At 68.9% G+C, this 19,130-nt stretch carries 25 protein-coding genes; 17 read left to right on the top strand and 8 right to left on the bottom strand.

Translation table 11 applies throughout. The features are described from left to right. Window positions 1–46: 46 nt before the first annotated feature. From HWX62_RS02765 to HWX62_RS02750, 4 genes are all read left to right on the top strand, one after another. Window positions 47–787 (top strand): FRG domain-containing protein, encoded by a 741-nt coding sequence (locus HWX62_RS02765; protein ID WP_175929961.1) that lies wholly within the window; start codon window positions 47–49, stop codon window positions 785–787. 177 nt (window positions 788–964) lie between these two features. Continuing rightward, entirely contained in the window at window positions 965–1,471 is a 507-nt protein-coding gene (locus tag HWX62_RS02760) for a low affinity iron permease family protein (protein WP_175930164.1), read from the top strand. Window positions 1,472–1,637: 166 nt separating this feature from the next. Then, the gene (locus tag HWX62_RS02755) at window positions 1,638–2,117 is read left to right on the top strand and encodes a BON domain-containing protein (protein ID WP_175929962.1); all 480 of its coding nucleotides are present in this window, start codon (window positions 1,638–1,640) and stop codon (window positions 2,115–2,117) included. 113 nt (window positions 2,118–2,230) lie between these two features. Beyond that, complete coding sequence (locus HWX62_RS02750) at window positions 2,231–2,713, top strand: DUF1641 domain-containing protein (RefSeq protein ID WP_175929963.1); 483 nt, start codon at window positions 2,231–2,233, stop codon at window positions 2,711–2,713. Here the strand turns inward: HWX62_RS02750 and HWX62_RS02745 are convergent. Together HWX62_RS02745 and HWX62_RS02740 are read right to left on the bottom strand one after the other, a co-directional pair. Next, the gene (locus HWX62_RS02745; protein ID WP_175929964.1) at window positions 2,688–3,161 is read right to left on the bottom strand and encodes an NUDIX hydrolase; all 474 of its coding nucleotides are present in this window, start codon (window positions 3,159–3,161) and stop codon (window positions 2,688–2,690) included. The two genes, HWX62_RS02750 and HWX62_RS02745, sit on opposite strands and share 26 nt — an antisense overlap. Window positions 3,162–3,355: 194 nt before the next feature. Then, window positions 3,356–3,559, bottom strand: coding sequence for a hypothetical protein (locus HWX62_RS02740; RefSeq protein WP_175929965.1), 204 nt, complete (start codon window positions 3,557–3,559; stop codon window positions 3,356–3,358). A 154-nt stretch (window positions 3,560–3,713) separates the two neighbouring features. On the opposite strand from HWX62_RS02740, the gene HWX62_RS02735 reads away from it, so the two are divergent. The 3 genes from HWX62_RS02735 to HWX62_RS02725 all read left to right on the top strand — a co-directional run bounded on the left by HWX62_RS02735 (window position 3,714) and on the right by HWX62_RS02725 (window position 8,428). Continuing rightward, window positions 3,714–5,105 (top strand): HlyD family secretion protein, encoded by a 1,392-nt coding sequence (locus HWX62_RS02735; RefSeq protein WP_175929966.1) that lies wholly within the window; start codon window positions 3,714–3,716, stop codon window positions 5,103–5,105. Window positions 5,106–5,190: 85 nt separating this feature from the next. Continuing rightward, window positions 5,191–6,783 carry a DHA2 family efflux MFS transporter permease subunit gene (locus HWX62_RS02730; RefSeq protein ID WP_175929967.1) on the top strand — a complete coding sequence of 531 codons (1,593 nt, stop codon included), beginning with the start codon at window positions 5,191–5,193 and terminating at the stop codon, window positions 6,781–6,783. Window positions 6,784–6,850: 67 nt separating this feature from the next. Continuing rightward, window positions 6,851–8,428, top strand: a complete 1,578-nt coding sequence (locus HWX62_RS02725) for an efflux transporter outer membrane subunit (RefSeq protein WP_244135953.1) — start codon at window positions 6,851–6,853, stop codon at window positions 8,426–8,428. A 64-nt stretch (window positions 8,429–8,492) separates the two neighbouring features. On the opposite strand, the gene HWX62_RS02720 is transcribed toward HWX62_RS02725, so the two are convergent. Further along, window positions 8,493–9,203, bottom strand: coding sequence for a response regulator (locus HWX62_RS02720; protein ID WP_175929968.1), 711 nt, complete (start codon window positions 9,201–9,203; stop codon window positions 8,493–8,495). 518 nt (window positions 9,204–9,721) lie between these two features. On the opposite strand from HWX62_RS02720, the gene HWX62_RS02715 reads away from it, so the two are divergent. Together HWX62_RS02715 and HWX62_RS02710 are read left to right on the top strand one after the other, a co-directional pair. Beyond that, the gene (locus tag HWX62_RS02715) at window positions 9,722–10,084 is read left to right on the top strand and encodes a hypothetical protein (protein WP_244135932.1); all 363 of its coding nucleotides are present in this window, start codon (window positions 9,722–9,724) and stop codon (window positions 10,082–10,084) included. Between the two features lie 24 nt (window positions 10,085–10,108). Continuing rightward, the gene (locus HWX62_RS02710; protein ID WP_175929969.1) at window positions 10,109–10,330 is read left to right on the top strand and encodes a hypothetical protein; all 222 of its coding nucleotides are present in this window, start codon (window positions 10,109–10,111) and stop codon (window positions 10,328–10,330) included. Between the two features lie 21 nt (window positions 10,331–10,351). Here HWX62_RS02710 and HWX62_RS02705 read toward each other — a convergent pair whose 3' ends face one another. The 3 genes from HWX62_RS02705 to HWX62_RS02695 form a co-directional block, all read right to left on the bottom strand. Beyond that, on the bottom strand, window positions 10,352–10,918 hold the full coding sequence (locus tag HWX62_RS02705; RefSeq protein WP_175929970.1) for a GNAT family N-acetyltransferase: 567 nt from the start codon (window positions 10,916–10,918) through the stop codon (window positions 10,352–10,354). 124 nt (window positions 10,919–11,042) lie between these two features. Beyond that, on the bottom strand, window positions 11,043–11,264 hold the full coding sequence (locus HWX62_RS02700) for a hypothetical protein (RefSeq protein ID WP_175929971.1): 222 nt from the start codon (window positions 11,262–11,264) through the stop codon (window positions 11,043–11,045). Between the two features lie 68 nt (window positions 11,265–11,332). Beyond that, the gene (locus HWX62_RS02695; protein ID WP_244135931.1) at window positions 11,333–11,596 is read right to left on the bottom strand and encodes an HPr family phosphocarrier protein; all 264 of its coding nucleotides are present in this window, start codon (window positions 11,594–11,596) and stop codon (window positions 11,333–11,335) included. A 316-nt stretch (window positions 11,597–11,912) separates the two neighbouring features. Between HWX62_RS02695 and HWX62_RS02690 the strand changes: the two genes are divergently transcribed. Both HWX62_RS02690 and HWX62_RS02685 read left to right on the top strand, forming a co-directional pair. After that, window positions 11,913–12,254, top strand: a complete 342-nt coding sequence (locus HWX62_RS02690) for a zinc ribbon domain-containing protein YjdM (protein ID WP_059835106.1) — start codon at window positions 11,913–11,915, stop codon at window positions 12,252–12,254. Between the two features lie 67 nt (window positions 12,255–12,321). Further along, window positions 12,322–13,158 (top strand): spermidine synthase, encoded by an 837-nt coding sequence (locus HWX62_RS02685; protein ID WP_175929973.1) that lies wholly within the window; start codon window positions 12,322–12,324, stop codon window positions 13,156–13,158. A gap of 57 nt (window positions 13,159–13,215) precedes the next feature. On the opposite strand, the gene HWX62_RS02680 is transcribed toward HWX62_RS02685, so the two are convergent. Beyond that, window positions 13,216–13,401: a ribbon-helix-helix protein, CopG family gene (locus HWX62_RS02680; RefSeq protein ID WP_059575126.1), complete on the bottom strand. Its 186-nt coding sequence runs from the start codon at window positions 13,399–13,401 to the stop codon at window positions 13,216–13,218. 85 nt (window positions 13,402–13,486) lie between these two features. Further along, window positions 13,487–14,245 (bottom strand): YoaK family protein, encoded by a 759-nt coding sequence (locus HWX62_RS02675; RefSeq protein ID WP_175929974.1) that lies wholly within the window; start codon window positions 14,243–14,245, stop codon window positions 13,487–13,489. 243 nt (window positions 14,246–14,488) lie between these two features. On the opposite strand from HWX62_RS02675, the gene HWX62_RS02670 reads away from it, so the two are divergent. The 6 genes from HWX62_RS02670 to HWX62_RS02645 all read left to right on the top strand — a co-directional run bounded on the left by HWX62_RS02670 (window position 14,489) and on the right by HWX62_RS02645 (window position 19,075). Then, window positions 14,489–14,839 (top strand): hypothetical protein, encoded by a 351-nt coding sequence (locus tag HWX62_RS02670; RefSeq protein WP_175929975.1) that lies wholly within the window; start codon window positions 14,489–14,491, stop codon window positions 14,837–14,839. Continuing rightward, a complete protein-coding gene (locus HWX62_RS02665; RefSeq protein ID WP_006489184.1) occupies window positions 14,836–15,048 on the top strand; it encodes a twin transmembrane helix small protein in 213 nt (70 codons plus the stop codon). Before HWX62_RS02670 ends, HWX62_RS02665 begins: the two co-directional genes overlap by 4 nt. 311 nt (window positions 15,049–15,359) lie before the next feature. Next, window positions 15,360–16,163, top strand: coding sequence for a transporter substrate-binding domain-containing protein (locus tag HWX62_RS02660; RefSeq protein WP_175929976.1), 804 nt, complete (start codon window positions 15,360–15,362; stop codon window positions 16,161–16,163). A 4-nt stretch (window positions 16,164–16,167) separates the two neighbouring features. After that, on the top strand, window positions 16,168–16,902 hold the full coding sequence (locus HWX62_RS02655) for an ABC transporter permease subunit (RefSeq protein WP_175929977.1): 735 nt from the start codon (window positions 16,168–16,170) through the stop codon (window positions 16,900–16,902). Beyond that, entirely contained in the window at window positions 16,899–17,666 is a 768-nt protein-coding gene (locus HWX62_RS02650) for an ABC transporter permease subunit (RefSeq protein ID WP_175929978.1), read from the top strand. The genes HWX62_RS02655 and HWX62_RS02650 overlap by 4 nt, the downstream gene beginning before the upstream one ends. Before the next feature lie 26 nt (window positions 17,667–17,692). Continuing rightward, window positions 17,693–19,075, top strand: coding sequence for an LLM class flavin-dependent oxidoreductase (locus tag HWX62_RS02645; protein ID WP_175929979.1), 1,383 nt, complete (start codon window positions 17,693–17,695; stop codon window positions 19,073–19,075). Window positions 19,076–19,130: the final 55 nt, after the last annotated feature.

The following is a 19,130-nucleotide window of genomic DNA, read 5'->3' as shown; positions in this document are numbered from 1 at the left end:
ATACCCGTGCCGCGAGTGCGGGCGGGCGCGACAGGAGACGCGATGCATGAACGGTGAACGCGCGGCGCAAGACCGGTCGATCGACAGCGTGGCCGACTACATGGCCATGATCGGCGCGCAGCGGCAGACGATGGCACTGCGCCTCTTTCGCGGTCAGTGCAATGCCGGCTGGCCGCTCGTGCCGGGTATCGCACGGCAGCACGCGTCGCCCGACGTCGAAGCGCGGATGCTCGACGAATTCACGCGGCGCGCGTTGCCGCATCTCGAACCCGGGCAGAACCTCGACGCGTGCGACTGGCTCGCGCTCGCGCAGCAGCACGGGATGCGCACGCGGCTGCTCGACTGGTCCGGCAACGCGCTGGCCGCGCTGTGGTTCGCGGTCAGGCGCGCGGGCGAAGCGGGCGGAGACGGCGTGGTGTGGTGCCTGTCGCACGATGCCGACGACATCGCGACCGCCGCCGAGCGGCGCGCGCCGCTGCAGGTGACGCGCACCAAGGTGTTCCGGCCGCGCCACGTGATGCCGAGGATCACCGCGCAGGACGGCTGGTTCACGATTCACCGCTACGACGCCGGCGCCGAGCGCTTCGTGCCGCTCGACGAGGACGCGGATCTCGCCGGGCGCCTCGTGCGCATCGTCGTGCCGGGCGACCGGTTCGCGACGATCCGGCAGGAGCTCGCCGGCGTCGGCGTGAGCGTCGCGACGATCTTTCCGGATCTCGACGGCATCGCGCAGTTGACCGACACGCGCTATTTCCCGGACGACGAGGACACGCACGCGCCACGGTAAAGCCGCAGCCGCACGAGTGTGCCGGCCGGGCACGCGCGGTGCTCGTCTCGACGGCGCGCACGCGGGACCGAACCCCGAGCGGCCTCGCTTGCGTCCGGTTCGCGGCGGGCGGCGACACGGTTCATGCGCGCATTCAGACCATCACCGATTCCGGAGGCTTCCATGCGCGAACCCGACCTGCGCGAACCCGACGAACCATCGAGCGACTGTCCTGACGCGGCGCGCGCGCCCGGCGCCGGTCCGCGGCCGGCCGGGCATGCCGTCACCCGCGCGTTCGAACGATTCGCGTCGGGCGTGACGACCTGGGCCGGCTCGCCGGTGGCGTTCGGCAGCGCGGTCGCCATCACCGTGCTGTGGCTCGTCAGCGGCCCGGTGTTTCATTACTCCGACGCGTGGCAACTCGTCATCAATACCGGCACCACGATCGTCACGTTCCTGATGGTGTTCCTGCTGCAGCGCAACCAGAATCGCGACAGCGTGGCGTTGCACCTGAAGCTCGACGAGCTGCTCGCCGTCACGCGCGCGGCGAGCGACCGGTTGATCGGGATCGAGGATGCGTCGGAGGAAGAGTTGCGCGCGCTGGCGCAGACCTACGTCGAGATGGCGCAGCGCGCGGCCGAGCGCGGCGACGACGAGCCGGGCGGCAAGCGCGCGGAAACGGCCGACACGCCGCCCGAATCCTGAGCGCCCTGATCGGGCGGTGCGCGGCCCGATGATTTTTCAAACGCTTGTCGTTTCTGTCGGCCCATCCCGGCGCGACGGCTTGCATGCGACGCGCGCACCGGGGAACGGCACGTGCTGCACGTCGAAACGAAGCCCGGTCGTTCCGGGTATTGCCTACGGTGCTTCCATGAACTCCAGAACGCCTTCGAATCCGCTGTTGAATCTTGCGGTGGCCGTTGCCTGCGGGGCGGCCGCGATGTACTTCCTCGACCCGTCGTCCGGCCGGCGGCGACGCGCGTATCTGCGCGACAAGGCGGTTGCGGGCCGGCACGACGTGGCCGATTATGCGAACACGCAGGTGAAGCGGGCGGCCGATCACGCGCGCGGCGCGATCGCCGGCCTGCGGGCCGACTGGCTCGCGGGCGACGCGAACGACGCGCAGGTCGCCGAGCGCGTGCGTGCGGCGCTCGGCCGGCTCGTCGCCCGCCCGCGCGACATCGACGTGAGCGTCGAGCGCGGCAACGTGTGCCTGACCGGACAGGTCGAGGAGGCCGAACGGCAGGCGCTGATCGACGGCGTCGCCGCGCTGCATGGCGTGCATCGCGTCGAGGACGCGATGGGCGCGCGTAGTGAATACAAGGCGCCGCCCGGCGGCCATTCGCACTGACGCGGCCGCGGCTGCCCGCCCCGGCGGGGGCCGGCGAACGCGTACGACACGCATTCGGCGCACGCACGGCTGCCGCAACGGCGGCAGCCTGGCGCCCCAACCGGAGCAAGCCCATGACCGACCGCCAGCCCCCCGACACGACGCCTCCGCATCCGGAGCCCGGCGCGCACGACGCGCTCGAACACCTGCTCGGCAGCCTGCATCGGCACGGTTTCCTGCGTTTCGCGAACGAGGTCGTCAGCGCGAATGCACGGCTGGCCGACACGTTCGTCGATGCGCTCGACAAGCCGGGCATGCAGAGCGGCATGCAGAATCTCGCGATGCTCGTGACGGCGCTGTCGCGCATTCCGCCTGAACAATTCGGCCGCGCCGCATTCGCGGCGGCCGACGCGCTGCATCACGTGGGCGCGTGGCAGCCGGCGCAGCACCCGCATGTCGCGCCCGGCGTGCGCGGCGTCTATCGGCTGCTGCACGACGAGGCGCTGTGGGATGCGTTGACGCCGCTGCTCGAAGGACTGAAGGTCTTCGCGCAAGGGCTCGCACGCGGTCCGCAGCCGCCGGTCGCCGGGCTCAGCGAGACGACGAAAGACGCGTGAGCGCGTCCGGCTGCAGGCCGGACGCGGCGCACAGGCCCGCGAACTGACGGATGATGCGCTGCGTCGGCGCGCTCGCCGGCCAGTGCGGCACCGCGTCGATGCCGACCCAGCGGCACAGCGCGATTTCCCGGCCGGGGCACGCATGCGCGCCGCGTGGCAGGCTCGCGACGAATACGTGGTGGCGTTTCACGCTGCCGTCCACGTAGAAGAAATACGCGAGTTCGAGATCGACGAGCCCCGTTTCCTCCCGAAGCTCGCGATGCGCGGCGTCGAGCGCCGATTCGCCGCGCCGAATCACGCCGCCCGGCAGCGTCCAGCGCGACGACCGCCCGCGCGCGACCAGCAGCACGCGCCGGTTGCGATGGCAGATGATCGTCGCGCGCTCCTTCGCCAGCGGCGCGAGCGGCACCGCGCGAACGGGGAAATCGGATGGGTCGGGTAGCGTCATGCAAGGCAGGCGGCGGGCGATTGTCGGGTCCATCTCCCTGTGGCGCAACGCGCGTGCCTGCTTCGCAGCCGCGCCGGCCGCCCCTTGAACGTTTCACGCGTGGCCGCGAGCGGCCCGTCCGCGATTTTTCAACGGCTTGTCATTTCTGCCGCCGTCTGGTGCCGCCGGCCCGCGAGCGGTACGGCGCGATGCGGTTATCGGGGAGCGTCGCGTGGGCTGGCGGGTGCGCGGTCCTGCGGCGTCCCGTTTTCCGCTCCGGCCGGCTTGCCCTCGGCGGGATCGCGGGCGCTGCGCGGCGGCGGCGTGGCCGTGCCGCGGCGTTTGCCTTCGGGGCCGGGCGTGCTGTCGCCGCGATCTTCGTCGCGCGTGCCGGTGTCGAGTGAGGTCGAGCGTGTCATGGTTCGCGGGTCCTGTCGGGCGATCGGAGCGCACGCGTCGCGCATCGGGCGTGCCGCGGACCGGGTTCGTTGCCGGGCCCGTTGCTTGCTTGATCGCGCGCTTGAGGCCGACGCGTGCAATGACGCCCGCGGCCGCCGCCTGGAGCCCCGTTTCATGCCCGATGCGATCCTGTGCCCGTTGTCCGTTCGTGAGCGATTTTGCGTCGCGGTGTGGCGCGCGTCGATGCCCGGACGGCGCGGCGCCGGTGTGCCGGACGCGTTCGCGCCGGCCGTGACCGGTGCCGCCCTGTCGACGCCGCTGCATGCCCGCTGGCCGACCGCGGTTGCGCGTGCCGGCGACGGCCAATCCGGCGGCAGCAGCGGCTCGGGGGCCGCACCGGGCCGCAACGGCGAGCATCCGACCGACGCGCCGGGCGGCGGTGGCGGCGACGATCGTCCGCACGACGATCGCGGCGGCCGCACCGGCGGCGACGGAGACGGAGACGGCGGCAACGGCGCAGGCGAGCGCAAGCGGCCGGGCAAGAAGCCGTTGATCGTCATCGGCGCGGTCGTGTTCGTGCTGGTGATCGCGGGGCTCGTGTGGTGGCTCATGACGCGCAACCAGGAAAGCACCGACGATGCGTATACCGACGGCAACGCGATCGCGGTTGCGCCGCACGTGTCCGGCTACGTGACGCGGCTGGCGGTCGACGACAACACCTTCGTGCGGCGCGGCGACGTGCTCGTCGAGATCGATCCGCGCGACTACCGCGCGCAGGTCGACGCGGCGCAGGCCCAGCTCGGTCTCGCGCAGGCGCAGCTCGACGCGGCGCGCGTGCAGCTCGATATCGCCCGCGTGCAGTATCCGGCCCAGTACCGGCAGGCGCGCGCGCAGATCGAATCGGCGGAAGCCGCGTACCGGCAGGCGCTTGCCGCGCAGTCGCGCCAGCGGGCGGTCGATGCGCGCGCAACGTCCCAGCAGGCGATCGACGCGGCCGACGCGCAGCGCGCGAGCGCCGATGCGAACGTCGCGATGGCCCAGGCGCAGGCGCGCACCGCGAGCCTCGTGCCGCAGCAGATCCGGCAGGCCGAGACGACCGTCGAGGAACGCCGCCAGCAGGTGCTGCAGGCGCGTGCGCAGCTCGAGACGGCCAACCTGAACCTGTCGTACTGCGAGATGCGCGCGCCGTCCGACGGCTGGGTCACGCGGCGCAACGTGCAACTGGGCTCGTTCCTGCAACCGGGCACGTCGATCTTCTCGATCGTCACGCCGCGCGTGTGGATCACCGCGAATTTCAAGGAGTCGCAGCTCGAACGGATGCGTATCGGCGATCGCGTCGACGTGTCGGTCGACGCGTATCCCGATCTCGACCTGCACGGCCACGTCGACAGCATCCAGCTCGGCAGCGGCTCGCGCTTCTCCGCGTTTCCGGCCGAGAACGCGACCGGCAACTTCGTGAAGATCGTGCAGCGCGTGCCGGTGAAGATCGTGCTCGACGGCCCGCTGCCGAGCCGTCCGCCGCTCGGTCTCGGCCTGTCGGTCGAGCCGACCGTCCACCTGAAATGACCGGCCGCCGCACCGCGGCCGGTTTCGACCGGAGCGATCCGATGCCCGATACCCGCATGCCGTTCCCGCTTCGCGAGGCCCGCCGATGAACCGGCCGCCCGAACGCAACGGCGCGTCCGGCGGCGCGTGGCGCCCCGCCGCGAACCCGTGGCTCATCGCGATCGTCGTCACGCTCGCGGCGTTCATGGAGGTGCTCGACACGACAATCGTCAACGTCGCGCTGCCGCACATCGCCGGCACGATGTCGGCGAGCTACGACGAGGCGACCTGGACGCTCACGTCGTATCTCGTCGCGAACGGCATCGTGCTGCCGATCTCGGGGTTCCTCGGGCGCCTGCTCGGCCGCAAGCGTTACTTCCTGCTGTGCATCGCCGCGTTTACCGTGTGCTCGTTCCTGTGCGGCGTCGCGACCAATCTCGGCGAACTGATCGTGTTCCGCGTGCTGCAGGGGCTGTTCGGCGGCGGGCTGCAGCCGAACCAGCAGTCGATCATCCTCGATACGTTCCCGCCCGAGCAGCGCAACCGCGCGTTCTCGATCTCGGCGATCGCGATCGTCGTCGCGCCGGTGCTCGGGCCGACGCTCGGCGGCTGGATCACCGACCATTTCTCGTGGCGCTGGGTGTTCCTGCTCAACGTGCCGATCGGCGCGCTGACCGTGCTCGCGGTGATGCAGCTCGTCGAGGATCCGCCGTGGCGGCGCGGCGCCGAACGCGGGATCTCGATCGACTACATCGGCATCGGGCTGATCGCGATCGGGCTCGGCTGCCTGCAGGTGATGCTCGATCGCGGCGAGGACGAGGACTGGTTCGGCTCGAACTTCATCCGCGTCTTCGCCGTGCTGTCCGCGCTCGGGCTGATCGGCGCGACGCTGTGGCTGCTGCGCACGAAGAAACCGGTGGTCGACCTGTCGTGCCTGCGCGACCGCAATTTCGCGCTCGGCTGCGTGACGATCGCGACGTTCGCGTCCGTGCTGTACGGCAGCGCGGTGATCGTGCCGCAACTCGCGCAGCAGCATCTCGGCTACACGGCGACGCTCGCGGGGCTCGTGCTGTCGCCCGGCGCGCTGCTGATCACGATGGAAATTCCGCTCGTGAGCCGGCTGATGCCGCACGTGCAGACGCGCTATCTGGTCGGGTTCGGCTTCGTGCTGCTGTGCGTTTCGCTGATCTATTCGCGCACGCTGGTGCCGGACATCGACTACACGCACCTGACGATGATCCGCTGCGCGCAGTCGCTCGCGATCGGCTTCATGTTCGTGCCGATCACGACGCTCGCGTACCTCACCGTGCCGCAGCGGCTCAACGACGACGCATCCGCGCTGTTCACGATGTTCCGCAACGTCGCGGGCTCGATCGGCATCTCGGTATCGACCGCGCTGATCCGCGAGCGCACGCAGGCGCGCATGGCGCATCTGTCCACGCACATGTCGACGCTGTCGCAGAACTTCCAGGAGGCGTTGCAGGAGAACGCGCGCGCGATCGGCGCGTTGACGGGCGGGCCGCCGCCGGCCGCGCTGCAGACCGCGACGGGCCGGCTCTACGAAACGTTCGTCTCGCAGGCGACGATCCTCGCGTATATCGACGTGTTCGCGATCCTCGCGGTGTTCTGCGCGTTCAGCATTCCGCTGACGTTCCTGTTCTCGCCGGCGAAGGCCGCGGGCGGCGCCGGAGGGCACTGACATGCGCATGCAACCGCACAACCGGAACCGCCGCCGGATCCGCCGCCTCGTGTGCCGCGCGGTGACGATGTTCACCGCAGGCGCGCTCGTCGCAGGCTGCACGGTCGGTCCCGACTACAAGCCGCCGCAAGCGGACGTCCCGGACACCTGGCATGCGATGCAGGCGAACGCGCAGGCGGCGGCTCCCGCATCCGGCGTGGCCGCCCGGTCGTCGCCGACGATCGACGCCGATCCCGATCCACGCTGGTGGCGCGCGTTCGGCGATCCGCTGCTCGACCGGCTCGTCGAGCGCGCCGCGCACGACAACCTCGACGTGCAGGCGGCCGTGCTGCGCATCGCGCAGGCACGCGCACAGGTTCGGGCCGCTGCCGCACAGGGTTTGCCGGACGTGCGCGCGAGCGCGAGCTACCAGCGCGAACAGCTCGGCCTGAAAGGGATCGTCGAGGAGCAGGGCATCGACCAGCGCGTCGATCGTCTCGGCGCGCCGGGCTCGCCGCTCGACCGGTTCGGGCCGGGCACCGGCGCGAGCGTCCGGCAAGGGGCGCGTGGCGCGCTCGACGCGCTGGAAGCGCCGGTCAACCTGTGGCAGGCCGGGTTCGACGCATCGTGGGAGCTGGACCTGTTCGGGCGCGTGCGCCGCTCGGTCGAAGCGGCCGGCGCGCAGACGCGCGCGGCGATCGCGAGCCGCGACGATGCGCTGCTGTCGCTCGAGGCGGAAGTCGCGCAGACCTATCTGCAACTGCGCGGCGCGCAAGCGCAGCGCGCGCTGGCCGACGACCTGCAACGCGCGCAGCGCGACCTGCTCGACCTGACACGCGAGCAGTCCGCGCACGGTCTCGCGAGCGATCTCGACGTGCGCAGCGCCGAGGCCCGGCTCGCGCAGATCCGCGCGCAACTGCCGCAGTTCGACCAGCAGATCGTGCTGCTGCGCAACGGTCTCGCGTATCTGGTCGGCGGCGCGCCGGGCGCGCTCGACGACTGGCTGGCTGCCCCGCGCGCGTTGCCCGACGTGCCGCCGGCCGTGCCCGTCGGCCTGCCGTCGACGCTCGCGCGCCGGCGCCCCGACATCCGCCGCGCGGAGGCCGAGCTGCATGCGGCCACCGCCGACGTCGGCGTCGCGGTCGCGCAGTTCTATCCGGACATCTCGCTGACCGGGCAGGTCGGGCTGCGTGCATCTCATGTGCGTGAGCTCGCGCACTGGTCGCATCTGTTCTATGCGTTCGGGCCGGCCGTCTCGCTGCCGATCTTCTCCGGCGGGCAGCTCGTGTCGAACCTGCGGTTGTCGCAGGCGCGCCAGGCTGAAGCCGCGCTCGCCTACCGGCAAGCCGTGCTCGTCGCGCTGCGCGACGTCGACAATGCGCTGGCCGTGTATCGCACCGACCAGGCGCGCGCGGCCGCGCTCGACGATGCGGTGAAGGCCGAACAGGGTGCGCTGGACCTCGCGCGCGATCGCTACCGGAAAGGCTTGTCGCCGTTCCTCGACGTGCTGGATGCCGAGCGGCAATGGTCGGAGGGGCGGCAGCAGGCCGAGCAGGGCGCGTTGCAGACGACGACCGATCTCGTCGCGCTGTACAAGGCGCTCGGCGGCGGATGGCAGGCCGGCCCGGATACGAATCCGGACACCGGTACGGCACGCGTGCAATAGCCGCGAGCAGCCGCACTTCGCGGGCCGCGCGCGGGCAACGCAGCGCGTTTGACCGTGCGCGGCCTCAATCCCACGCGTGCTTGCTGAACTGATAGCCCTTGGAGCGGATCGTCTTGATCCGTTTCGGTTCGTTCGCATCGTCGCGCAGCTTGCGGCGCAGCTTCGAGATGCGGCCGTCGATCGACCGATCGAGGCCGTCGAACGCGATGCCGCGCAGCAGCAGCGTCAGGTCTTCCCGGCTGACCACCTCGCCCGCGCGGCACACGAGCGCCCACAGCAGGTCGAATTCGGTCGACGTCAGGCGCGGCATGCTGCCGTCGGGAAGATGCACGCGGCGATCGGCCCGGTCGATCGAGAACTTGCCGAACACGTATCGCTGCGGCGAATCCGGCACGGCGTCGCCCGCCGGCACGCGCGTGCGCCGCAACTGCGCCTTGATCCGCGCGAGCAGCAGGCGCGGCTCGACCGGCTTGCGCAGGAAGTCGTCCGCACCGAGTTCCAGGCCGAGCAATTCGTCGAACGGTTCGTCGCGGCCCGTCACCATGATCACGATGCCGTCGTAGTGCATGCGCGCCTCGCGGCAGATCTCGAAACCGTCCTTGCCGGGCAGGTCGATGTCGAGCAGCACCAGGTCGGGGCGGTTCGCGACGATCGCCGGCACCGCGCCGGCGCCGTCGAACAACGTGTCCACCCGGTAATGATGCTTGCGCAGATAGTCGGCGATCAGCGCGGACAGCGGCACATCGTCTTCGACGAGCAGGATTCGGATGGGCATCGGTAAACGAAGGGGGCAAAACGGGAAGGTGGCGAGCGGTCGGGCCCGGTCCGAGCGCGTCGTGGCCGAAGCGACGTGGATGATACTGCGCAACATTCCGGTGGAATGTGACGAAATCTGGATCGTTCGGTGAGCTTATCTACGGGCCAATCGCTGCGGCCGGGCAGACGGTGCGGTGGGTCGGCGGCACCCGGCGCGCGTGGGTCGAAACGGTTCGATGCGAGATCCGGCGCGGCTTGCGCGACGATGCGCGATCGGGCATTCGTCAGACTGAAACGTTTGCGTCAATCCGGCGTCGCGCGTCCCGCTCGCCCCCGCCCGAACCCAGGCCAGGCAAGGATAGTCGACATATCATTACAAAATATTACCGACGCTGCCGGGTCCTGCTCCCTACAATTCCCGAACCTGACTTGCGCGCATCGCATACTGCGAGGGCGCCTGTTTTCCGGCCGTATCGACTGCCTGCTTCGACGACGCGTCGCGCCGGTGCTCGACGGGCTGGCGAGCGGACAGCACGAATGACTGACGGGGATTCACGCGGAGGCGAAATGACACCCTTGCAAGTCGTCCAGCGTCTCGACGCACTCACGCATGCGATCGAAGCCGCGGTCGCAGGCGGCCACTGGAGCGAAGCCGTCCGGGCCGCCGAGATGCGTTCGGCGTTCATCGTTGCGCTTGCACCCGATCAGCCGGACGAGGTCGTGTCGGCGCTGATGAAAGTGCAGGAGATCGACGTCAGGATCTCCACCGCCGCGCGCGACGCGCTGGAGGCGCTCGTCGCGCGGGACTGGGCGGCGCTGGATGCGACCCGCGCGGCAACGAACGCACGCAGGGCGCAGCAGCGGTCGTTCGACCCCGGCGCCGCGGCCCCGCGGCACTGAGATTCGTTTCCTTCGATGGTTGGCATGAAATTCAGAAAACGCACCAGTCAGGTCGATGCGACACGATGGTTCGCCGACGGCGACCATGAACGGGTCGAGCGCCGTCACGGGACGTGGGCGGTCGCGACGCCGGAAGGCTGGCGCTCGGTGAAGCCGGGCGACTGGATCGTGCGCGACGAAACCGGCAACTGTTGGCCGATGGAGGACGGCCTCTTCATGCATTGCTACGAACCGGTATTCGACTGATTCGACCGCCGGTTTGCCGCGCTACCGGCGCTTGCGCGAAAACATCAACGAGTCGGCGTCGTTGAAGCGGATGCGCCGCGGCTCGCCGTAACCGGCTTTCTCCGCGACCCGGATCGATGCGACATTGGTCGGCGCGATCAGGCACACGCTGCGCTCGAACCGTTGCTGCGCGTCGAGCCACGCGAGCGCGGCCGCGAGCGCCTCGGTCGCATAGCCTTTGCCTTGCGCCCACGTCGCAAGCGCCCAGCCGGCTTCCGGCACGCCGCGAATCGGCGGCTCGATGTTGCGGTGGAAATCCGCGAAGCCGAGATCGCCGACATAGCGGCCCGACGCTTTTTCGCGAATCGCCCAGTACCCATAGCCGAGCAGCGGCCACAGCCCGCGATACGCGAGCATGCGCATCCACGCGTCGCGCGGCGTGGACGGCGTGCCGTTGAAGATGTGCGCGACGACGCCCGGTTCCGCCCACATCGCGGCGAGTGCGTCGAAGTCGCCGAGCGGATGGCCTTCGAGAATCAGGCGTGGCGTGTCGAGAACGGGCGGGGACGAGACGGGCGGCAGTGGGCTGGATGTCATCGGGCGTTCCATGAGGACGAGGCGACGACGCAGGGCGCCGCGCTCGGGTCCCGTACGATACCGCGTAAATGGCGACGTGAGCGCAATTGCCCGCCGGCATCGGGGCAGGCGAGCGCATCGCGCGGCCGGCCGGTCGTTACTTGCGGCTCTTCAGGAAATTGCGGCCGCGCGCGGTGATCGACGCACCGGAGCGGCCGTTCGCCGCATGGCTGACGAAGCCCGCGCCGACGAGTTCCTGCTCGATCGACCAGCCGAGCGCCGGCGCATCGCGGCCGTAGCGGACATCGGCGAGGCGTTCGAGCGCCCAGATCGCGGAGGCCGACAGGTTGGGGGTGTTGGACGTAAGAGAGTCGTTCATCGCTTCCTCGGGAAATGGCGTTGCGGGATGGGTGGCGCACGGCTGCGCCCGGGACGGTGGCGCATGCGTCAGCGTGCTTGCAGCAACGGCAACAGCGCCTGCAGCGCCGCTTCCTCGTCGGGGCCGGTGGCGAGCACCTGGGCCGACGTGCCGCCGTGAACCTGCAGCGACGCGATCGCGCCGCCGTCTTTTGCGTTGCTGCTTTGCCCGTTCGCGATCAGCTGGATGTCGCTGTCGAAACGGCGCGCCGCATCGACCGTCGCATCGCGCGCGGCGCGGCCGCGATTGCGGTTCCAGGCGGGGCCGATTTCAACGTACACAACGGTTGCCACGATGCTGGAAAGCCTCCGGACAGGTTGACGGAGCGGATACGACATACACGGTCGCGGGGCGCCGGCCGGGCGGATCGTGCGCGCCATTCGGCGCCAACATGCCGACTTCCGTGGCGAAGGTGCATTCAAGTTCGCACATCATCGCGAAGTGGGTGATTATAATGCATCGGCCAGTTCATGTGAATTGCATTATAATGCCGTGTGCGCCGATGCCGGCCCGCGGCACTGCCGCCGGGCGTCGCGGCGCGTTCGGGCGCGTAACCTGCTCGCCCGGCATCGTCGATCGACCCGAACTCCTCTCCGAATGGAAGCTGCAATGAACGTCCCCGCCTGCCCGCAATGCGCGATGGAAAACACTTACCCGGACGGCGCGCTGACCGTGTGCGCGGACTGCGGCCACGAATGGTCGGCCGACGCCGGCGCCGAGGCCGGTGACGAACCGGCGGGCGACGTCGTCAAGGACGCGAACGGCAACGTGCTGTCGGACGGCGATTCGGTCGTGCTGATCAAGGACCTGCGCGTGAAGGGTTCGTCGATCACGCTGAAGATGGGCACCAAGGTCAAGAGCATCCGGCTCGTCGGCGGCGATCACGAAGTCGACTGCAAGACCGACATGGGCGGCTTCATGCTGAAGGCGTGCTATCTGAAGAAGGTCTGAGCGCACGGTCCGGGCGACCGTTGCATCCGCGGTTCATTCGCTTGCGTTTTCAGCTCACTACCCGTACATGGCCGAGGATCGCACTTCCTACGACGCATTCGTCAGGTTCCTGGCGACGCCGCTGAACGACGGCCGGCCGTTCGTGCTGGAGACGCAGCACGCGCTGTCGCTGCACTTCGATCATTTCGGCACGCAGAGCTTCATGTCGCTGCGCGATCCGTTGCGTCTGGAACTGGGTTATACGCGCGTGATGATGGGCTTCCTGCTGCTGCGGGCCGAGCCGGCGCATATCTGCATGCTCGGCCTCGGCGGCGGTTCGCTCGCGAAGTACTGCTACCGCCACCTGCCCGGCACGACGATCGACGCGGTCGAGATCGATCCGGACGTGATCGCGCTGCGCGACGTGTTCAGGATTCCTGCTGACGACGCACGCTTTCGCGTGGTATGCGCCGACGGCGCGGATCATCTGGCGCGGGCGGATGTCCGGACCGACGTGATCCTGCACGATGCGTTCGTCGCCGACGGCATGCGCGGCCGCTGCACGGGCGCGGCGTTCCTCGATGCGTGCCGCGCGCGCCTGAGCGAATCCGGCGTGCTCGCGATCAACTTCATGGACGACGATCCGGCATTGCCGCAGCACCTCGAGCAATTGCGGTCGGTATTCGGTTCGTCGTATGCGCTGGTGCCGTGCGGCGACGACAACAATTTCGTTGCATTCGCATGGAAGGACGGCAGCCGGCTGCCGTCGTTGCGCATCCTGCTGGAGCGGGCGCTCGCCTGCCCGCAGGCCGGTGAACTGAAGCTCGCCGCCACCGCGAGGCGCATGAAGCACGGCGAGGCAATCGATCCGCGGCGGCTGGTCTGGCGTGCGCAGTCGCACGAACGTTGGGAGATCGGCGCGTAACGGTAGTGCGGGTGCCGGGGGCCGGGCCTGCGTATCGCGCGGCTTTTGCCGCCGTGCTTACTTCACGCGCTTGCCGATCGCGCTCCGGGTCTTGTACGTGACGCCGTGCCGGTCGAGATAGTCGCGGATCAACTGCCGCACGACTTGCGACGGCGTAAGATCCTGCTCCGCGCAGAGCATCTCGAAGGCTTCCTTCTTCGCGGGATCGATCAGGACGGTCAGGCGGGCGGTTTTCGTTTCCATGACGGGCGAGGGTGGTCGATATGTTAATCAAATTATAATCGATCCGCTTTCGGCTCGATCGCCGCAAGCGCCCCGTGGCGCACGGTCAGCGTTTGCTGCGCAGCAGCGCGAGCAGGTCGTCGATCACCGGCACGATGGCGAGCGTGACGAGCACCGCGGCGAGCGGCACGGTCGACACATAGCCCACGCGCTTGAAGCCGATCGCGCCGGCGAGGCCGCCGACGAAGAACGACGCGAGCATCGTCGCGTGAATCCTCAGTTTCGACCGGTTGGCGATCACCGCGTGCGCGTCGACGTCGATGGCCGAGCGGTTCCAGTAGAACAGTTTCCCGAGCTCGATGCCGAGATCGGTCACGATGCCCGTCATGTGCGTCGTGCGGATCTCCGCGCCCGACAGCTTCGTGATCGTCGCGTTCTGCAGCCCCATGATGAAACACAGCAGCGTCACGGTCACCGGCACGAAGAACGTTTCCCACAGCGCGAGGTGGCTGCCGAGCAGCCCGAACAGCAACAGCAGCGCGGCTTCGACCAGCAGCGGCAGCATGAACTGGCTGTGCAGGCCGCGGCGGCGCCCCCAGTTGACGAGGATCGCCGAGCAGCCGGCGCCGATCAGGAACGACCCCAGCGAGCTGATGCCGGCGAGCGCGAGCCGCACGTCGCCGAGCGCCGTCTGGTCGGCGATCGCCGACACGATGCCGCTCATGTGCGACGTGTATTGCCTGACCGCGAGAAAGCCGCCGGCATTGGCCGCGCCGGCGACGAACGCGAGCGAAAACCCGAGCTGGCGGTTCGCCGCCGCGCTGCGGTGTTTTCCCGTCAGGTTTCGAAAGTACTGCGCTGGCATGAGGGCTTCGCTCGATCGTCGCGGATTCGCGGGCACGGGCCGGACAAGCGGTGCAAGCGGCGTGACGGGCACGCCGTTTGCACCGGACACCGGGGCTGTCGAATCATGTGATGAACATGATAATGTCATTATCATACCCTGTTGGCCGGATGGTGCTTTCAGTACAATGATGAAAGGCGCCGCCGGCTGGCTGTTTCGCTGCTGCCCGGCGCGCGCGTGCGATTCCCTTCTGCCCACCGCTTCATGACCCCGATCAAGTTCATCCTTCGCTACACGGCGATCCCGTTCACGGCCATCGTCGCCGTGGTGATCTGGACCGTCATCCCGTCGTCGAAAGAGATCGATGCGAGACAATATGCGGCGCTGTCGCGTGCATACGCGAGCTTCCCGCTGCCGTTCCGGCGCGAGATCGCGGACACGATGGCGCGCGGCACGATCAACGACCGGCGCTACCAGACGCTCGTGCGCGATTCGCTGGGCAACGGCGTCGCGCTGGACTGGCCGGCGTCGGGCGTCGGCGGCGTCGCCGACGAGCGGCAAAAGCTGGCCGAACTGATTCAGGCCGATTCGGATCTTCAAAGGCAACGGCAATGAAAACCCTGCTGGTTTCTGTGGCATTCGCGATGATCATCGCGAGCCTGATCTTCGCGCTGTACTTCATGAATCACGATCGCGGCAAGTCCAAGCGGATGGCGTGGTCGCTCGCCGCGCGCGTCGGGCTGTCGGTCACGCTGTTCCTGTCGCTGCTGATCGCGTACAAGCTCGGCTGGATCGAGCCGACCGGGTTGCCGATCGGGCGGTAAGGCCGCGTTTTTGCGCGGGCGCCGCTCGGTTCGATCGGGCGCGTCGGCGCGAACTGCGACACCGCCTGTGCAGGCGGCGATTTCCGCACGCATCCGGACTGCCGGCGTGGCGGCGCGACGCCGCGCCGGCATGAGCGGATGACCCGTGCACCGCGTCCGGGCGCGGGACGGTGCGCGGTTTCGCGCATATCGCGCGATCAGATATCCATCGCAAAAATAACCATTTGGTACATGCGTCGGCGCGCATTACAGTCTCGCCTCCTGCCGGCTGCGACGCCGGTCGTTCCGACGTTATTCCAGACATGTGCCACATGAATCGTTTGATGCGTTCCAGGGTCCGCCGTGCCGCGGCCGCGCTGTTCGTGCTCGGCCTCGCGCCGGTTTCCCATGCGGCCCAGCCGACGTTGCGCGTCGGCATCGACGCCGAATCGTATCCGCCGTTCTTTTCGAAGGACGCCTCGGGCAAGTGGAAGGGCTGGGAAGTCGACGTGCTCGATGCCGCGTGCGGCAAGCTGAACGTGCGGTGCGAACTCACCGACATTGCATGGGACGGCCTGATTCCGGCGTTGCAGAACCGCAAGATCGACGTGATCTGGTCGTCGATGACGATCACCGGGGAGCGGCAGAAAGCGATCGATTTCAGCCGCGCGTATTACGAATCGCCGACGGTGTTCGTCGGTGCGAAAAGCGACCGGCGCCGCGTCGACTGCGCGGTGCCCGCGACCTTCAAGGGCCGCGTGATCGGCGTCGAGGCCGGCACCAACTTCTCGGCGTTCCTCGATGCGCGCTTCAAGCAGGACGCGCAGATCAAGTCGTTCGACAAGTTCGACAATGCGCTCGCGGACCTGGTGTCCGGTCGCGTCGACTACGTGCAGGAAGGCAAGGGGCTGTTCACGGCGTTTCTGTCGTCGCGCGACGGCAAGGACTTCGAGGTCAAGGCCACGTGCGCGGACGATCCGGTGCTGGGGCTCGGCGTCGGCGCGGGCGTGCGGCACGGCGATGGGCTGCGCGGCAAGCTGTCGACCGCGATCGCGCAACTGCAGCAGGACGGCACGTGGGATGCGATCACCGCCCGCTATCCGAACCTGAAGGGCACGATCGAGAAGGGCCGCTGACGCGATGGCTGCGGACGATTCGCTGCTCGCGTTGCTCGCATTCGGCGACGGCGGGTATGGCCGCGTGTTCGCGAGCGCGTTCGCGCTGACGTTCGGCGTCGCGGCAGCGTCGTTCTGCACCGGCGTGCTGCTCGGCCTCGCCGGCGCGCTCGGCAAGCTGTCGCGATACGCGGCGCTTGCATGGCTCGCACGGCTCTATACGATGCTCGTGCGCGCGCTGCCCGAGCTGTTGTGCCTGCTGCTGGCGTTCTATGCGGTTGCGCCCGCCGTCGAACACGCGCTGCGCGGCAGCGGCATCGTGTCCGGCGACTTCTCGTTCGATCCGTTCGTCGTGGCCGCTCTTTCGCTCGGTTTCATCCAGGGCGCGTATCTGACCGACATCTTCCGCGCGGCGCTCGTCAACGTCCCGGCCGGCCAGATCGAAGCCGCGTACGCATACGGAATGACGCCATGGCAGACATTGACGCGCATCCGGCTCCCGGCCGCCGCGCGGCTCGCGCTGCCGGGCGTCGGCAACGTGTGGCTGAACGCGACCAAGGACGCGTCGTTCATCAGCGTGCTCGGTTCGTTCACGGATCTGCTGAAGGCGAGCCAGCTCGCGGCCGGCGCGACGCGGCACCACGTATTCTTCTATCTGGTCACGGCCGCGCTGTTCCTGCTGCTGAGCGTCACGTCGGCGGGCCTCTTCGCGGCGCTCGAACGGCATGCGAATCGCGGCACGAGGCGCGCGACGACATGATCTTCTCGCTGCCTTTCCTGCTCGACACGGTGATGCCGAAGCTGCTCGCCGCGGTGCCGACGACGCTCGCGCTGACGCTTGTGTCGGGCGCGGCCAGCGTGCTGCTGGGCGTGCCGCTCGCGCTCGCCGCCGGTGCGCGCCATACGCCGCTGCGCTGGTCCGCGCGCGGCTGGCTCATGCTGATCCGAGGCACGCCGCTGCTCGTTCAGCTCTATTTGCTGTACTACGGATTCGGGCAGATCGTTCCGCGCGAATGGATGCGCGACAGCTGGGCGTCGCCGCTGCTGCGCGACGCGTTCTGGTACGCGATCGTCGCTTTGAGCGTGAACGAGAGCGCATATGTCGCGACGATCCTGCGCGGCGCGATCGCCGGCGTGCCGGCCGGCGAGATCGAGGCCGGCCATGCATACGGGATGACGCGCGTGCAGGTGCTGCGCCGCATCGTCGGCCCGCGTGCATGGCGGCTCGCGCTGCCCGCGCTCACCGGCGAGGCGATCCTGCTGCTGAAATCGACCGTCCTCGCATCGACCGTGACCGTGTTCGACGTGATGGGCACGGCCAATACGCTGCGCTTCGAGACGTTGCGCGTGTACGAACCGCTGGCCGGTGCGGCAATCGTCTATGTCGTGCTGGTTGCGCTGCTGACCATTCCCGCCGCCCGTCTCGAGCAGCGCGTCAATCGCTACCTGACGCGCGTGCCCGACGCTCGCCCCCGTGCCCGGCACCGCCGCGCATCGTCGGGCGCATGGGCGGCGCCCAACTGATTCCTGCCCTGGTAACGCATTCCACGATGTCCGATCCTCGCCCGTTGTTGTTTTCCCTGTACGAACAAGCCAGCGTCGGCTGCGGCGGCGCGCCGAGCCTGTGGACCCATCCCGCCGACGAGCGGCTGCGCGCGAATACGCTCGCGTTCTGGTCGAACCTCGCGCGCACGGCCGAGCAGGCCGATCTCGACATGCTGTTCTTCGCGGATGTGCTCGGCCTGTACGACGTCTATGGCGGGTCGGCCGATGCCTCGCTGCAGTGGGCGGTCGAGGCGCCCGCGAACGATCCGATGATGCTGATTCCGGCGCTCGTCGCGCAGACCGAGCGGCTTGCGTTCGGCGTGACGGCGAGCACGACGTACGAGCATCCGTTCGCGCTCGCGCGTCGCTTCAGCACGCTCGATCATCTGAGCAACGGCCGGATCGGCTGGAACATCGTGACGTCCTACCTGACGAGTGCGGCTCGCAACTTCGGGCTCGACCGGATGATCGGTCACGACGAGCGCTACGCGCGCGCGGAGGAATTTCTCGACGTCGTATACAAACTGTGGGAAGGGAGCTGGGCGGACGACGCGGTCGTCGCCGACAAGCACGCGCCGCGCTATGCGCGTGGCGACCGCGTGCGGCCGATCGCGCACGAAGGCACGCATTATCGCGTGCAGGGGCCGCACGTGTGCGCGCCGTCGCCGCAGCGCTCGCCCGTGCTGATCCAGGCCGGCTGGTCGGGGCGCGGGCGCGAGTTCGCGGCGAAGCATGCGGAGGTGGTATTCGTCGCGAAGTCGAATCCGCACGAGATTCGCGCGGGCCTTGACGAGATTCGCCGGCTCGCGGCCGAACGCGGCCGGGCAGCGGACGACGTGAAGTCGCTGACGGTGCTGCGGATCGTGACCGCGCGCGCGTCGAGCGACGCGAAGGAGAAATACCACACGCTGCAGCAGCATTATCACCAGCACGCGCAGCTCGTCAGCTATGCGGGCGACACCGGCATCGACATCGACCGCTATGCGGACGACGAACCGCTGACGACGCAGACGGAAGGGCTCACGTCCTACGTGGTGCGGCCCGATGGCAGCGGCAAGCCGCTCACCGCCGGCGACGTGCGGCGCAAGTTCGCGAGCGTCACGCGCGGCACCGACCTGATCCTCGTCGGCTCGCCCGACGAAGTCGCGGACCAGCTCGCCGAGCATGCGCGGCAGTCGACGACGAGCGGCTACATGCTCAATCCGCTGGTCAGCCCGGGCACGCTCGACGATTTCGCCGAACTGATCGTGCCGGAACTGAAAAAACGTGGCCTGTACCGGACGACGCCGCCGAGCGGCACGTTCCGTTCACGGCTGGGCGGCCGCGACCGCCTGCCGGACACCGCGTATGGCGCGTCGTTCCGGTTTCCCGTGCGTGAAGCGGGCTGACCAGCCGATCGATCCCGGACGACTTTCATCGGAGTGGCGTGACATGATCGATGAC

Source organism: Burkholderia sp. BCC0506 (assembly GCF_902833145.1).
In the GTDB taxonomy this organism is placed as follows: Bacteria; Pseudomonadota; Gammaproteobacteria; order Burkholderiales; family Burkholderiaceae; genus Burkholderia.
The sequence above is the reverse complement of the archived record's forward strand: the minus strand, read 5'-3'. Positions and strand labels throughout refer to the sequence as shown.

Coding starts and splice junctions, on each gene's coding strand:
- HWX62_RS02675 (WP_175929974.1), bottom strand. CDS start 14,245: ATGCCAGCGCAGTACTTTCGAAACCTGACGGGAAAACACCGCAGCGCG.
- HWX62_RS02685 (WP_175929973.1), top strand. CDS start 12,322: ATGGCCGAGGATCGCACTTCCTACGACGCATTCGTCAGGTTCCTGGCG.
- HWX62_RS02700 (WP_175929971.1), bottom strand. CDS start 11,264: ATGAACGACTCTCTTACGTCCAACACCCCCAACCTGTCGGCCTCCGCG.
- HWX62_RS02670 (WP_175929975.1), top strand. CDS start 14,489: ATGACCCCGATCAAGTTCATCCTTCGCTACACGGCGATCCCGTTCACG.
- HWX62_RS02660 (WP_175929976.1), top strand. CDS start 15,360: ATGAATCGTTTGATGCGTTCCAGGGTCCGCCGTGCCGCGGCCGCGCTG.
- HWX62_RS02715 (WP_244135932.1), top strand. CDS start 9,722: ATGACTGACGGGGATTCACGCGGAGGCGAAATGACACCCTTGCAAGTC.
- HWX62_RS02735 (WP_175929966.1), top strand. CDS start 3,714: ATGCCCGATGCGATCCTGTGCCCGTTGTCCGTTCGTGAGCGATTTTGC.
- HWX62_RS02705 (WP_175929970.1), bottom strand. CDS start 10,918: ATGGAACGCCCGATGACATCCAGCCCACTGCCGCCCGTCTCGTCCCCG.
- HWX62_RS02680 (WP_059575126.1), bottom strand. CDS start 13,401: ATGGAAACGAAAACCGCCCGCCTGACCGTCCTGATCGATCCCGCGAAG.
- HWX62_RS02710 (WP_175929969.1), top strand. CDS start 10,109: ATGAAATTCAGAAAACGCACCAGTCAGGTCGATGCGACACGATGGTTC.
- HWX62_RS02745 (WP_175929964.1), bottom strand. CDS start 3,161: ATGACGCTACCCGACCCATCCGATTTCCCCGTTCGCGCGGTGCCGCTC.
- HWX62_RS02655 (WP_175929977.1), top strand. CDS start 16,168: ATGGCTGCGGACGATTCGCTGCTCGCGTTGCTCGCATTCGGCGACGGC.
- HWX62_RS02725 (WP_244135953.1), top strand. CDS start 6,851: ATGTTCACCGCAGGCGCGCTCGTCGCAGGCTGCACGGTCGGTCCCGAC.
- HWX62_RS02720 (WP_175929968.1), bottom strand. CDS start 9,203: ATGCCCATCCGAATCCTGCTCGTCGAAGACGATGTGCCGCTGTCCGCG.
- HWX62_RS02690 (WP_059835106.1), top strand. CDS start 11,913: ATGAACGTCCCCGCCTGCCCGCAATGCGCGATGGAAAACACTTACCCG.
- HWX62_RS02740 (WP_175929965.1), bottom strand. CDS start 3,559: ATGACACGCTCGACCTCACTCGACACCGGCACGCGCGACGAAGATCGC.
- HWX62_RS02730 (WP_175929967.1), top strand. CDS start 5,191: ATGAACCGGCCGCCCGAACGCAACGGCGCGTCCGGCGGCGCGTGGCGC.
- HWX62_RS02765 (WP_175929961.1), top strand. CDS start 47: ATGAACGGTGAACGCGCGGCGCAAGACCGGTCGATCGACAGCGTGGCC.
- HWX62_RS02665 (WP_006489184.1), top strand. CDS start 14,836: ATGAAAACCCTGCTGGTTTCTGTGGCATTCGCGATGATCATCGCGAGC.
- HWX62_RS02645 (WP_175929979.1), top strand. CDS start 17,693: ATGTCCGATCCTCGCCCGTTGTTGTTTTCCCTGTACGAACAAGCCAGC.
- HWX62_RS02650 (WP_175929978.1), top strand. CDS start 16,899: ATGATCTTCTCGCTGCCTTTCCTGCTCGACACGGTGATGCCGAAGCTG.
- HWX62_RS02750 (WP_175929963.1), top strand. CDS start 2,231: ATGACCGACCGCCAGCCCCCCGACACGACGCCTCCGCATCCGGAGCCC.
- HWX62_RS02755 (WP_175929962.1), top strand. CDS start 1,638: ATGAACTCCAGAACGCCTTCGAATCCGCTGTTGAATCTTGCGGTGGCC.